The 14486-nt window shown below is 31.8% G+C and carries 12 protein-coding genes and 1 riboswitch; of the genes, 8 read left to right on the top strand and 4 right to left on the bottom strand.

What is annotated here, in order from left to right; genetic code table 11:
* The first annotated feature begins 21 nt into the window (after positions 1-21).
* From H0I30_RS00110 to metF, 7 genes are all read left to right on the top strand, one after another.
* Positions 22-1077, top strand: coding sequence for an NAD(P)/FAD-dependent oxidoreductase (locus H0I30_RS00110; protein WP_218772283.1), 1056 nt, complete (start codon positions 22-24; stop codon positions 1075-1077).
* 20 nt (positions 1078-1097) lie between these two features.
* Positions 1098-1427 (top strand): 2Fe-2S iron-sulfur cluster-binding protein, encoded by a 330-nt coding sequence (locus tag H0I30_RS00115; RefSeq protein WP_218772284.1) that lies wholly within the window; start codon positions 1098-1100, stop codon positions 1425-1427.
* Between the two features lies 1 nt (position 1428).
* Positions 1429-2169 (top strand): serine O-acetyltransferase EpsC, encoded by a 741-nt coding sequence (gene epsC, locus H0I30_RS00120; protein ID WP_218772285.1) that lies wholly within the window; start codon positions 1429-1431, stop codon positions 2167-2169.
* Between the two features lie 3 nt (positions 2170-2172).
* Positions 2173-3063, top strand: a complete 891-nt coding sequence (cysM, locus tag H0I30_RS00125; RefSeq protein WP_218772286.1) for a cysteine synthase CysM — start codon at positions 2173-2175, stop codon at positions 3061-3063.
* A gap of 62 nt (positions 3064-3125) precedes the next feature.
* Positions 3126-3246, top strand: a riboswitch (SAM riboswitch).
* 48 nt (positions 3247-3294) lie between these two features.
* On the top strand, positions 3295-4287 hold the full coding sequence (locus H0I30_RS00130; RefSeq protein WP_218772287.1) for a homocysteine S-methyltransferase family protein: 993 nt from the start codon (positions 3295-3297) through the stop codon (positions 4285-4287).
* Positions 4278-6956, top strand: coding sequence for a methionine synthase (gene metH / locus H0I30_RS00135; protein WP_218772288.1), 2679 nt, complete (start codon positions 4278-4280; stop codon positions 6954-6956). Before H0I30_RS00130 ends, metH begins: the two co-directional genes overlap by 10 nt.
* 231 nt (positions 6957-7187) lie before the next feature.
* A complete protein-coding gene (gene metF, locus H0I30_RS00140) occupies positions 7188-8144 on the top strand; it encodes a methylenetetrahydrofolate reductase [NAD(P)H] (RefSeq protein WP_218772289.1) in 957 nt (318 codons plus the stop codon).
* A 31-nt stretch (positions 8145-8175) separates the two neighbouring features.
* Here metF and H0I30_RS00145 read toward each other — a convergent pair whose 3' ends face one another.
* Both H0I30_RS00145 and H0I30_RS00150 read right to left on the bottom strand, forming a co-directional pair.
* Complete coding sequence (locus H0I30_RS00145) at positions 8176-9354, bottom strand: aspartate aminotransferase family protein (RefSeq protein ID WP_218772290.1); 1179 nt, start codon at positions 9352-9354, stop codon at positions 8176-8178.
* Positions 9355-9363: 9 nt separating this feature from the next.
* Positions 9364-11019: an OstA-like protein gene (locus H0I30_RS00150; RefSeq protein ID WP_218772291.1), complete on the bottom strand. Its 1656-nt coding sequence runs from the start codon at positions 11017-11019 to the stop codon at positions 9364-9366.
* Between the two features lie 137 nt (positions 11020-11156).
* Between H0I30_RS00150 and H0I30_RS00155 the strand changes: the two genes are divergently transcribed.
* Positions 11157-12584 (top strand): aspartate aminotransferase family protein, encoded by a 1428-nt coding sequence (locus H0I30_RS00155; protein ID WP_218772292.1) that lies wholly within the window; start codon positions 11157-11159, stop codon positions 12582-12584.
* A gap of 32 nt (positions 12585-12616) precedes the next feature.
* Here the strand turns inward: H0I30_RS00155 and H0I30_RS00160 are convergent, their stop codons facing one another.
* Complete coding sequence (locus H0I30_RS00160; RefSeq protein ID WP_218772293.1) at positions 12617-13147, bottom strand: DUF1572 family protein; 531 nt, start codon at positions 13145-13147, stop codon at positions 12617-12619.
* Between the two features lie 41 nt (positions 13148-13188).
* The gene (locus H0I30_RS00165; RefSeq protein WP_218772294.1) at positions 13189-14460 is read right to left on the bottom strand and encodes an adenylosuccinate synthase; all 1272 of its coding nucleotides are present in this window, start codon (positions 14458-14460) and stop codon (positions 13189-13191) included.
* Positions 14461-14486 lie beyond the last annotated feature (26 nt).

A 14486-nucleotide genomic window follows, 5' to 3' on the forward strand; every position in this document is an offset into this window, starting at 1 on the left:
ACAGGGATAATACGATTACCAATGATACATACAGATATATTAATTATAGGCGCAGGCCCAACAGGATTATTTACCGTTTTTGAAGCAGGATTGTTAAAATTAAAATGTCATTTAATAGATGCGTTACCACAAGCAGGTGGGCAGTGTTCAGAAATATACCCTAAAAAACCTATTTATGATATTCCAGCATATCCAGAAATTTTAGCAGGAGATTTAACTGATAAATTAATAGAACAAACAAAACAGTTTAAACCTGATTTTACTTTAGGAGAAAGAGCAAATACCATTGAAAAACAAGAAGACGGAACTTTTATTGTAACCACCAATAAAGGAACAAAACATCAAGCACCAGTAGTTGCTATTGCAGGAGGTTTAGGTAGTTTTGAACCACGTAAACCACCGATCCCTAATATTGCTGATTTTGAAGATAAAGGAGTTGAGTATATTATTAGAGATCCAGAATTATATAGAGATAAAAAAGTAGTAATATCAGGAGGAGGAGATTCTGCTTTAGACTGGGCAATCTTTTTATCAGACGTAGCATCTGAAGTAACGTTAATTCACCGTAGAAATGAGTTTAGAGGAGCTTTAGATAGTGTGGATACAGTACAAGAGCTAAAAAACTTAGGAAAGATTAATTTAATAACTCCGGCAGAAGTAAAAGAAATTTTAGGAAATGAACATGTTACTGGTGTTACTGTAGAGAAAAAAGGAGAAGAACCTTTTATTGTTGATACAGATCATTTTATACCATTATTTGGTTTATCACCAAAATTAGGACCTATCTCAAATTGGGGATTGGAGATAGAAAAAAATGCCATCAAGGTTAATAATGCTTTAGACTACCAAACAAATATTCCTGGTATTTATGCTATTGGTGATGTAAATACATATCCAGGAAAATTAAAATTAATTTTATGTGGATTTCATGAGGCAACCTTAATGTGTCAGAGTGCTTATAAACGTATTCATCCAGATAAAAAATATGTAATGAAATATACTACTGTAGGTGGAGTTGAAGGTTTTGACGGAACTAAAAAAGAAGCACCAAAAGCAGTTGTAAAAGCGATTCAATAAAACGATTTAATAATAATATAATGTCAGATATCAACATAAAAATAACAGATAGAGAAGGAGTGCTTCACGAAATTTTAGCGCCTACAGATATGGCAATGAATTTAATGGAAGTAATTCGTTCATACGAATTAGCAGAAGAAGGTACTGTTGGTGTTTGTGGTGGTATGGCAATGTGTGCTTCGTGTCAATGTTATGTGAAATCTGAACATGAACTAACAGAAATGGGAGTTGATGAAGATATGATGCTTGCAGAAGCTTTTTATGTAAAAAACAACAGTCGTTTAGGTTGTCAAATTCAAGTGAAGCCAGAATTAGAAGGATTAGAAGTTGAATTAGCACCTGAAATGTAATATGTCATTGAATAATTATACGCTTACTTTAAAAGATACAGTAGAAGAGTTTACAAAGAAATTATTTTACGCACTTTTTGATGAGATTTATTATCAAGAAAATATAAATGAGATAGCGGAATTGTTTTTTAAGATAACAGAAAAGTTACAAGTAAAAGACAGAACTACTATTTGGAGTATATATAAAACAACATTCAAAGAAATAAGACAAAAATTAAATTTAGATGCAATTGCTTTTGAAAAAACAGACCCTGCAGCAAAATGTTTAGCTGAGGTTTATTTAGCATATCCAGGCTTTCATGCGATAGCAGTTTACCGTTTAAGTCATCAATTAGTGAAATTAAACATACCTATTTTACCAAGAATGATGAGTGAGTACACGCATGGGGTAACAGGTACAGATATTCATCCAGGAGCAACTATAGGGGATTCTTTTTTTATAGATCACGCTACTGGAATTGTTATAGGAGAAACTACTTTGATAAAAAATAATGTTAAGATATATCAAGGAGTAACGTTAGGAGGTATTCAAGTTAAAAAGAGTTTAGCAGAAACAAAAAGACACCCTACAATAGAAAATAATGTAACTATTTATGCAAATGCTACTATTTTAGGAGGTGAAGTTGTAATAGGTGAAAATAGTATAATAGGAGCTAATGTATGCGTCACTGAATCAGTGCCACCAAAAAGCTTAGTAATCTATCAATCAGAAAATAAAATTGTTTCACTAGAAGAAAAATAAATTATGAAAGCAAAAAAAATAACCGACTTTGTAGGGAATACACCTTTAATAGAGGTAAGTAATATACTTAGTAAAAAAGGAGTGCGCTTGTTTTTAAAACTAGAAGGCAACAATCCAGGAGGAAGTGTTAAAGATAGGGCTGCTTATAATATGATTTTTGAGGCCTTAAACCGAAGAAATATAAAAAAAGGAGATCATTTAGTTGAAGCAACCAGTGGAAATACAGGAATAGCTTTAGCTTTTATCTCTAAAGTACTCGGATTGCATATGACATTGGTAATGCCAGAAAATGCAACTGAAGAAAGAGTTAAAACAATGAAGGCTTACGGAGCTGAAGTTTTATTAACATCTAAAGAAGAAGGAATCGAAGGAGCTAGAGATTTAGCACAAAAGCTACGATATAAAGAAGGGTACTTTATGTTGAATCAATTTGAAAACAATGATAATTGGAAAGCGCATTATAAAACCACTGGCCCAGAAATTTGGAAAGACACTGAAGGGGAGGTAACTCACTTTGTATCAGCTATGGGAACTACAGGAACCATAATGGGAGTTTCTACCTATTTAAAAGAACAAAACCCAAATATTCAAATTATTGGAGCACAACCATCTGATGGTTCAAGAATACCAGGAATTAGAAAATGGTCGGAAGAGTATTTGCCAAAGATTTTTGATAGATCAAAAGTTGATGAAATTATTGAGGTAAGTGAAAATCAGGCAAGAAATCAGGCACGTAAATTAGCGAGTCAAGAAGGTGTTTTTGGAGGAATGAGTAGTGGAGGTGCTGTACATGTTGCGCTTCAAGTTGCAGAGAAAATAGAAGAAGGTATTATTGTCGCAATTATCTGTGATATTGGTGACCGATATTTATCTTCTAATTTATATAATTATTAAAAAATGGTATAAAAACAAAAAAAGTTTGTTTATTTGTGCTTTAGTTCATTAATTTAATATGAATGTTATCAAGAAAGGTGGAGGGATTAGACCCTATGAAACCTTAGCAACCCTTTGTGCAAACAAAGAAGGTGCTAAATTCTACTTAAATACTAATTCAACAGTACTTAAGAGAGATAACGGAAAGAACTTTCCTCTTTTCCTGATAACTTCTACAATACAATATCAGGAATGCCAAACATTTATAAAGAAATACAAAAACGTATTCTCGTGCTCGATGGGGCTATGGGAACGATGCTTCAAGCCTATAAATTCACAGAAGCAGATTTTCGTGGAGAGCGTTTTAAAGAATATCTAACACCATTACAAGGAAACAATGATTTATTGTCTATAACACAACCTAATGCAATTAAAGAAGTACACGCAAAATATTTTGAAGCAGGTGCTGATATTGTAGAAACGAATACCTTCTCAGGAACTACTATTGCAATGGCCGATTATCAAATGGAAGATTTGGTATATGAACTAAATTATGAGTCTGCAAAAATAGCAAAAGAAGTAGCAGATGAGTTTACGGCAAGAGAACCCCGCAAGCCAAGATTCGTAGCAGGTTCAATTGGTCCAACAAATAGAACTGCAAGTATGTCTCCAGATGTTAATGACCCTGGTTATAGAGCGGTTACTTTTGATGAATTACGTATAGCTTATAAACTACAAGTTGAAGCTTTGATAGATGGTGGTGCTGATCTTTTATTAGTAGAAACTGTTTTTGATACTCTAAATGCTAAAGCAGCTTTATTTGCAATAGAAGAAGTAAAAGACGAGCGTAAAATTGAAATTCCAATAATGCTAAGTGGTACGATTACTGATGCCAGTGGCAGAACTTTATCAGGACAAACAGCCGAGGCATTTTTAATTTCGGTATCTCATATCCCGCTATTATCCGTCGGGTTTAATTGTGCATTAGGAGCTAATTTATTACAACCACACTTAGAGGCAATTGCATCAAAAACAGCATTTGCAATTTCTGCGCATCCCAATGCAGGATTACCCAATGCTTTTGGAGAATACGATGAAACTGCAGAAGAAATGGCAGATCAAATTGAAGATTATTTGAAGAAAGATTTAATCAATATTATAGGTGGATGTTGCGGAACAACACCTGAGCATATTTCTGCAATTGCAGAATTAGCAGCTAAATATCAACCAAGAAAATGCAAATAAAACAAGATAAATATTTAAAACTATCAGGTTTAGAACCTTTAGCTTTAAATGAAAACAGCAATTTTATAAATGTTGGAGAACGTACAAATGTTGCAGGATCACGTAAGTTTTTACGATTGATAAAAGAAGAGCGGTTTGATGAAGCATTAGCCGTTGCAAGACATCAGGTAGAAGGAGGAGCGCAAATTATTGATATTAATTTTGATGATGGTTTAATTGACGGAAAGGAAGCAATGGTTCGTTTTTTAAACTTGATTGCTGCCGAACCAGATATTTGCAGAGTTCCATTAATGATTGATAGTTCGAAATGGGAAATTATTGAAGCAGGTTTACAAGTCGTTCAAGGAAAATGTGTTGTAAACTCTATTTCTTTAAAAGAAGGAGAAGAAAAATTTATTTGGGAAGCAACTCAAATAAAACGTTACGGAGCAGCAGTAATTGTAATGGCATTTGATGAAGTTGGTCAAGCCGATAATTATGAAAGAAGAATCGAAATTGCCGAACGATCTTATAGAGTTTTGGTAGATAAAGTTGGTTTTGCATCTGAAGACATTATTTTCGATTTAAATATTTTTCCTGTAGCAACTGGTATGGAAGAGCATCGTAAGAATGCTGTTGATTTTATTGAGGCAACTCGTTGGGTTCGTCAAAACTTGCCTAACGTAAGTGTAAGTGGAGGTGTAAGTAATGTTTCATTTTCTTTTAGAGGAAATAATGTTGTTAGAGAAGCAATGCATTCTGTTTTCTTGTATTATGCAATTCAAGCAGGAATGAATATGGGAATTGTAAACCCTGCATTGTTAGAGATTTATGATGATATTCCAAAAGATTTATTAGAACATATTGAAGATGTAGTTTTAGATCGAAGAGATGATGCTACTGAACGTTTATTAGATTTTGCTGAAACGGTAAAAGGCGTTAAAAAACAAGATGAAACAAAAGTTTTAGAATGGAGAAGTTTTCCTTTACAAGAAAGAATTACACATTCTTTAGTAAAAGGAATAGATGAATTTATTATTGAAGATGTAGAACAAGCAAGGCAAGAATCTGAAAAACCAATTCAAGTAATAGAAGGTCATTTAATGATTGGAATGAATGTGGTTGGTGATTTATTTGGTGCAGGGAAAATGTTTTTACCACAAGTAGTAAAATCAGCAAGAGTAATGAAAAAAGCGGTAGCGTATTTAAACCCATTTATAGAAGCAGAGAAAGGAGAAAAACAACAAGCTTTAGGTAAAGTTTTAATGGCTACAGTAAAAGGTGATGTGCATGATATTGGTAAAAATATTGTTTCGGTAGTTTTAGGCTGTAATAACTATGAGATTGTAGATTTAGGAGTTATGGTTCCGCCAGAAAAAATTATTGAAGCTGCCAAAAAAGAGAATGTAGATATAATTGGTTTATCTGGCTTAATTACACCTTCGTTAGATGAAATGGTGTATTTAGCAAAAGAAATGGAGCGTCAAGATTTTTCAGTTCCTTTATTAATTGGTGGAGCAACAACATCAAAAGCACATACAGCAGTAAAAATAGATACGCAATATAAAAATGCTGTAGTGCATGTAAATGATGCTTCAAGAGCAGTTACTGTTGTAAGTGATTTATTGAATAAAGAAACAAGTAATGCTTACGTAACGAAATTGAAAAAAGATTATGATGAGTTTCGTGAAAAGTTTTTAAAGAGAGGAAAAGCTAAAGCATATGTTTCTATAGAAGAAGCCCGTACAAGAAAGTTTAAAATAAATTGGGAAACTACATCGATTATAAAGCCTAAAGAATTAGGAATTCAAACATTAGAACAAGTAAGTTTAAAAGTGTTGCTACCGTTTATTGATTGGAGTCCGTTTTTTAGAAGTTGGGATTTACACGGTAAATACCCAGATATTTTAACTGATGAGGTAGTTGGGGAACAGGCAACGCAATTGTATGAAGATGCGAAAGTGATTTTGGATAAAATAATTACGAAACAATTATTAAAGCCAAAAGCAGTATTTGGGTTATTTGAAGCAAATACAATTAATGATGATGATATTTCTATTCAGAAAAAAGGGGAAGAAATTGCTGTTTTTAGAACCTTACGTCAACAACTAAAAAAGAGAGAAGGAAAACCAAGTATTGCTTTGTCAGATTTTATAGCACCAAAAGAAGCTGAAAAGCAAGATTATATGGGAACATTTTGTACGGCTATTTTTGGAGCAGACGAACTAGCAAAAACATATAAAGAAAAAGAAGATGATTACAATGCAATTATGGTACAAGCAATTGCAGATCGTTTTGCAGAGGCATTTGCAGAATATTTACACCATAGGGTTAGAACTCAACATTGGGGATATGCAGCTGATGAAACATTATCAAATGATGAATTAATAAAGGAAACTTATAAAGGTATTCGTCCTGCACCAGGTTATCCTGCCTGTCCTGATCATTTAGAAAAAGAAACGATTTGGGATTTATTAAAGGTTGAAGAAAAAATAGGAGTAACACTAACAGAAAGTCTAGCCATGTGGCCCGCAGCAGCAGTTTCAGGATATTATTTTGCAAACGAACAAGCCAAATACTTTGGGTTAGGTAAAATAACTAATGATCAAATACTTGATTTTTCAAATAGAAAAGGTATCTCGTTAGGAAAAGCTAGAAAGTGGCTGCATCCAGTGATAGCTGATAACTAACAAATAACTAAAAATATAAAAACGAGCGTGTTTAATTAACAATAAGTTATAAATTAGATAAGATACAGGCAAAGAAACAGCAGTAATATTGAAGTATAATAAAACTAAAATAAAAACAAATGAAAAAGTATCGTTTAGAAATTAGGTTTGTAGTTCAGTTGCTAATAATGTTTGCAGTATCATTATTTGCGGCATCATTTATATAGTTAAATACGCCTTTATAATAACTTTATGAAGGTAACAGAACATATTAAAAAAGCAAACGGAAAAACATTATTTTCTTTTGAAATAATTCCGCCAAAAAAAGGAAATAATATTCAAGATTTATATAATAATATAGATCCGTTAATGGAATTTAATCCACCTTTTATTGATGTAACAACATCTAGAGAGCAACATTTATATATTGACAAAGGAAACGGATTATTGGATAGAAAAATAACCAGAATGCGACCAGGAACAGTAGGTATTTGTGCGGCAATAAAACACAAATATGATGTTGATACTGTACCACATGTTTTGTGTGGAGGCTTTACAAAAGAGGAAACTGAGTATTTATTGGTTGATTGTCATTATTTAGGAATAGAGAATGTGATGGCTTTGCGTGGTGATGCGATGAGTCATCAACGATACTTTGAAGCGAGTAAAAATGGCCATCAATATGCAATAGAGTTGGTAAATCAAATTGAAAATTTAAATAAAGGGAAATATCTACACGAAGTAATTGAGGCAAACCACAAAGCAGATTTCTGTATAGGTGTTGCGGGTTACCCCGAAAAACATTTAGAATCACCATCGTTACAAACCGACTTAAAGAGGTTAAGAGAAAAAGTTGATGCAGGTGCTGATTATGTAGTAACTCAAATGTTTTTTAACAATCAAAAATATTTTGAATTTGTAAATGCAGCTAGAGAAATAGGAATTACAGTACCTATTATTCCAGGAATTAAACCAATCTCGGTAAAACGCCATTTACAATTGTTACCACAAGTTTTTAAAATAGATTTACCAGAAATATTAATTAATTCGTTAGATAACTGTAAAAGCAACAAAGAGGTTAGGCAAGTTGGTGTAGAATGGTGCATTGAACAATCTAAAGAATTATTAGAAGCCGGAGTGCCGCTATTACATTATTACTCTATGGGTAAAAGTGATAATATCAAGGCAATTGCAAAAGCATTGTTTTAAATATATATAATTTTTAGAAGCGAAAAGTAGTTTAAAGATTATTTAATTCATTTAAAATTAAATCACAACCTTCGTTAATTTCTTCATCAGAAATAGTTAATGGAGGTGTGATTCTAATGGCGCTTCCTTCAAAAAGTAACCAAAATAAAATTAAGCCATTCTCTAAAGAGTTTAAGATAATCTTTGACGCAATTTCAGGAGATTCAACTAATAAGGCCAACATTAATCCACGTCCTCTAATTTCTTTAATAGCAGAATGATTTTTAAACTTATTCCTTATAAGTATTTCTTTTCTTAATGTTTCTTCAATGAGGTTTGTTGAAGTAATTTCCTTTACCGTAGCTAACCCAGCACTAGCAATTATAGGGTGTCCACCAAAAGTAGTAATATGTCCTAATTTCGGATTTTCTTTAAGGCAACTCATCACATCAAAAGAAGCAATAAAAGCGCCAATTGGCATTCCGCCGCCTAAACCTTTACCGGCTATAATAATGTCAGGAACAACATTGTAGTTTTCAAATCCCCAAAATTTACCAGTACGCCCGACACCGGTTTGAATTTCATCTAAAATTAATAAAGCCCCAACCTCTTTACAACGTTCTTTTACTTTTGATAAATAATCGTTTTTAGGCACTATAAAACCTGCGCCACCTTGAATAGTTTCTAAGATAACACCAGCGGTTTTTGTAGTGATTTTATTTAAATCTATTTCATTATTAAACTCAATAAATTTAACACCAGGAACTAACGGGCGAAAAGCACGGTTTTGTTGTTCTGCTCCACAAACGCTCATAGCTCCTTGGGTATTACCATGATATCCGTTTTTGGCAGCTATTATTTCACTTCTTTCTGTAAAACGTTTTGCTAGTTTTAAAGCTCCTTCAGTTGCTTCTGTTCCTGAATTAACCAAATAAACAGCAGATAAATTTTCAGGTAACGTATTCGCTAAAGCCTTGCAAAGTTCTAACTGAGGTTTCTGAATAAATTCTCCGTACACCATAACATGTGTATAGGAATTTAATTGATTTTTTATAGCGTCGTTAATTTTTGGGTGATTATGACCCAAACTATTTGCGGAAACTCCGGCTACAAAATCTAACATTTTTTTTCCGTTAGCATCGTATATATAACTTCCGTTAGCATGAGAAATTTCAATAGCTAAAGGATGAGGAGTTGTTTGCCCTTGATATTTTAAAAAATCGTTTTTCACTAATTCTTGTTATTTTATTTTTTTTGATTTTAAAGAAGGCTTCAGTTTTACTGATTTTTTCAAATCTTGTCTTTTTACAGTTTCTTTTAAGAACTGATTTTTAGCTTTTTTTACTGCAGAATTATTTTTTTCAGGAGAAGTGATATTAGTCGTTTTATCTTTAATAAAAATGTCTTCAACTGTTTTTGGCTGTTCATCTTCTCGCCAAATAAAACCTTTAAATTTTTTTTCTTCAGAAGGGAATTCAGAAGGAGGAAATGTCTTTCCTTCGGATTTTTTAAAGTATTTTGTTTGTATAATTTCGTTATTTTCTAAAGTAAACTCAATATCACTAGCTATTTCTTTTGTTATTGTTTCTAATAGCTGAGATTCATCATTTCTATTATAATACAACGATTCGGCGTTTCCTTTAACAAGCATTGTTCTCAGATCATTTTCTTGAAACTTACCATAAATATTTCGTCCTTTTATTTGATTATAATCATCATCAGATAAGGAATCTTTCTGAATCATAAAGGCGTTTTGTAAGACTCTTAAAGAATCAAGTTTATTTGTTTTCTTATCAGTAATAAATTGAATGCTATCACCGGTAATTTGACTTTTACCAGACCATAAAACAGGATTGTTAAACATTCTTGTAAGTCCTGTAGTTTGACTTGTGTGAATAGAATCACATTTTCCTTGTAAATCAGATTTAAATATTTTTACATTTCTAAAAATTCTAACGATTCTTTTTTCAGGTTTACCGGTTAATAAAATTTTATCTCCAGCAACATACATAGAATCTTTATCAAGTACAGAAATTGCCACAGCTTTGTTGATGATAAAAAGCGAATCTTCCTTTTCATATAATTCGGCATAATTACCTTTGGTAACCATTTTCTGAAGTGTATCAATTACTTTTATACGATTAGTTGCAGAAGCAAAACCTTTGCGTTTATCATAGTATAAACTATCAGCTAATATTGTGCGTTCTTTTAGAAAGAGCTTGGCATTTTTTACGAAATAAGAAATATCAGTATTGGTATCATAAAAACCTCTTTCAGAATAAATTTTAGTACTATCTTTTAAGTTAGTAACCGTACTTGGGCCGTATAAGTATGCTAAATTAGAATTTGTGTAATAATCTAAATGATCAGATTCTAAGTTGTTTTCAGGGTTAACTACGGTAACTTTAGATTTTGCTGTAAATTTTTTATCCTTTAAAAAATAAGTTCCTTTAATACTTTTTAGCGTGTTTTTTTTATCGCGAATTGTTCCTCCGTTAGGATAATACAAAAGTTGATTTACTCTATCGAAATGAAGTGTATCTGTGGTAAGTTTCATTTCTTTATCATTAATTTCAACATTTCCCCAAGATTTTGCTTTTTTAGTATCTCCATTATAAATGGCAAAATCACTATATTGAATAATACTATCACCTTGTTCGATTACAACTTCACCTAAGGCTTTAAAAATATTTTCTTTTTTATAAAGCAATGCTCTTTGGCAATCTAAAGTAGCACCTTCATGTTCCATTTTTACTTTACCTATAAGTATCGTTGCTCCAGGATACTTCTCTTCATCGGCAGTTGCTTGTTGAGTAGAAAGTATTTTTATTTTTTTTGCTTGAGAATAATTAGAAATAGCAAGCAATAAAAAAAATATAAGAAATAAATTTTTCAAAGTAATAATATTTTAGACAACAAAAATAATGAAAAGAACCTGCCATATTTCTTAATAAATCAATAAAATTATAAGAAGAATAAGTGAGTGTCGTTTTTATAATGATTAATTTTGCATAAACATTTAAAAAGAATTTTATGAGCGCCCATTTTGATTTATCTCTAGAAGAAATGAAGTCTTATGGCTATAAAATAGTAGACTTGATTGCTGAACATTGGGATACACTAGAAGATAAAAAACCAGTTACTTCTGCTTCACGTATAGAAATGGACAATTTATTTTTGCAAGAAGCACCTGATAAAGGTATGAATGCAAACGAGGTTTTAGACTTTGTTATGGAAAACGTAATTCCTAATAGTACCGTTATTTCACACCCAAAAGCATATTCATTTGTGCCAGGACCTAGTAATTTTATTAGCACAATGGCTGATAGTTTAGCAACAGGTTTTAATATATTTTCTGGTGGTTGGGTAGCGTCACCTGCCGCTGCAGAGTTAGAAATTGTAACAATGAACTGGTTGTTAAAAATGTTTAATTTTCCTGTTGAAAAAGGTGGAGGTATTTTTACAAGTGGTGGTTCTATGGCAAATTTAACAGCTTTAGCTACAGCTCGACGTATTAAATGTGGAGATGATTTTTCGAAAGCAGTTATTTATTTATCAGATCAAGCGCATTCGTCTAATATTAAAGCGATTCGTGTTTTAGGATTTAAAAAAGAACAAATTCGAATTTTACCAACAGATATTGAGTTTAGAATAAGCATCAATAAATTAAAAAACGCAATAGCAAAAGATAGGTTAGAAGGATTACAGCCTTTTTGTTTTATAGCTTCTGCAGGAACAACAAATACAGGAACTGTAGATCCGTTAGATGAACTTGCGGATATTTGTGAGGAAGAAAACTTATGGTTTCATATTGATGGAGCTTACGGAGGAGCAGCAATTTTAGCAAAAAAAGGAGAAAAAGCTTTACGAGGAATCGAAAGAGCAGATTCGTTAACAGTAGATCCTCATAAATGGTTTTATCAACCTTATGAAATAGGTTGTTTATTAGTTAAAGACTCATCTTGGTTAAGCAGTACTTTTAGCGAAACACCTGAATATTTACGTGATATTGAAGGAAATGAATCTGAAATAAACTTTTATGATTACGGAATTCAATTAACACGTAGGTTTAGAGCTTTAAAATTTTATATGTCTATTAAAACGTATGGTTTAGATACTTTTAAGAAAGCGGTAACTTATAATATTAAGTTAGCAGAAGATGTAGAAAAACAATTAAGAAAAAGCAGAACATGGGAAATTATATCTCCTGCAACTTTGGCTATTATTAATTTTAGATACAATCCTATTGGATTAAATTTATCAGAAAAAGAAATTGATAGCTTGAATCAAGAGATTTCTAAAAGAGTAATGGATTCTAAAGAGGCACTTTTAGTTACTACTATTTTAAACAAACAAGTAGTATTACGTATGTGTTTGATTAACCCGAAAACAACAATTGATGATGTAAATGAAACATTAGCCTTGTGTCATAAATTCGGAGAAGAGATTTTAAAGATATAAATAAAAAGGGAGTTCTTAAAGAGCTCCCTTTTTTATTTTGAATTTTCTTGAAATGCTTGTTTCATGTATTCTTTTGATTTTCCTTTGGCAATAGAAGCTGTTTGCCATTTATCATTTAAAATCATTTTACCTACATAAGTTATCTGACCAATATGATAAGGATAATGAGCAATTTGCCTAGTAATACTTTCTATAAGTTTATGTTTTTTATTTCTGATATAAATAGGTTGCTCGAAATTAGTTTCATTTAACGAATTCAAAGCCGTAAAAAGACAGTTCCATCCGTTTTCCCATTTAGTTAATAATTCATCTTTTGATAAATTTTGAATTTCAAACTCAGCATCTCTATCTCTAGAATCTTTTTCTCCATCCGAAGTAAAAAAATCGGTCCAACGCGATAACATATTTTCAGAAACATGTATTATAATTGAAGCGATGCTATTACTTTCTTCATTGTATTTAAAATGCAATTCTTTTTCTTGTAACTGATCTATAGTTTTATCGGCTACTTCTTTATACGATTTAAATTGCTTGGTTATATTCTCTAAATATTCTTCTATCATAAAGCACAAAAAAAGGAGCTCTTTATGAGCTCCTTTTAAATTTATCTATTAATTGTTTGTTTTCTATCGGGTCCTACAGATACAACTGTTACCGGAACTCCAGTTTCTTTTTCAATAAAAGCAACATAGTCCAATAAGTTTTTAGGTAATTGATCTGCAGCAGTCATTTTAGTTAAATCATCTTTCCATCCTTTAAATTCAGTATAATTTACTGAAATATTTTCAGGTTCGATATTATAAGGTAAATGTGTTATTTTTTCACCTTTATAATTATATGAAGTACATATTTTTAAGGTATCGAATCCAGAAAGAACATCTCCTTTCATCATCATTAATTTTGTAACACCGTTTACATCAACAGCATATTTTAAAGCAACTAAATCTAACCAACCACATCTTCTAGCACGACCTGTAGTTGCACCAAATTCGTGACCAATTCTAGCCATTTCTTCACCATCTTTATCAAATAATTCAGTAGGGAAAGGTCCAGAACCAACACGTGTTGTGTACGCTTTAAATATACCAAATACATCGCCAATTCTGTTAGGAGCAATTCCTAAACCAGTACAAGCACCAGCGGCAGTTGTATTTGAAGAAGTTACAAAAGGATACGTTCCGAAATCGATATCTAATAAAGATCCTTGTGCTCCTTCTGCTAAAATTGTTTTACCTTCTTTTATTGCAGAGTTTAAATATTCTTCAGAATCTATAAACTGTAAAGTTCTTAATTTTTCGATACCTAAATCGAATTCAGCTTCTAATTCATCTAAATCATACTCAACCTGAACATTAAAATAATCAAGCATGCTTAAATGCTTTTTTGTTAATGCACGATATTTATCTTTCCAGTTGTCTAATTCTAAATCTCCAACACGCATTCCGTTTCTACCAGTTTTGTCCATATAAGTTGGTCCAATTCCTTTTAAAGTAGATCCTATTTTAGCTTTTCCTTTTGAAGTTTCAGAAGCAGCGTCTAATAAACGGTGAGTTGGTAAAATTAAATGTGCTTTTCTAGAAATTAATAATTTAGAAGTATAATCGATTTTATGAACGTCTAAATTTTCTAATTCTTTTTTAAAGATAACGGGATCAATTACCACACCGTTACCAACTACGTTTAAAGCGGTTTTGTGAAAAATTCCAGAAGGAATTGTGTGTAAAACATGTTTGTTACCATCAAAAATTAAGGTGTGACCAGCATTTGGACCCCCTTGAAATCGTGCAATAATATCATAGTTTCCTGTTAATACATCTACGATTTTACCTTTTCCCTCGTCTCCCCATTGTAATCCGAGTAATAAATCTACTGCCATTTAGTGTGTTATTAAGTGTGTTTGTT

The organism is Tenacibaculum sp. AHE14PA (genome assembly GCF_019278465.1).
GTDB classification, from domain to species: Bacteria; Bacteroidota; Bacteroidia; order Flavobacteriales; family Flavobacteriaceae; genus Polaribacter; species Polaribacter bernardetii.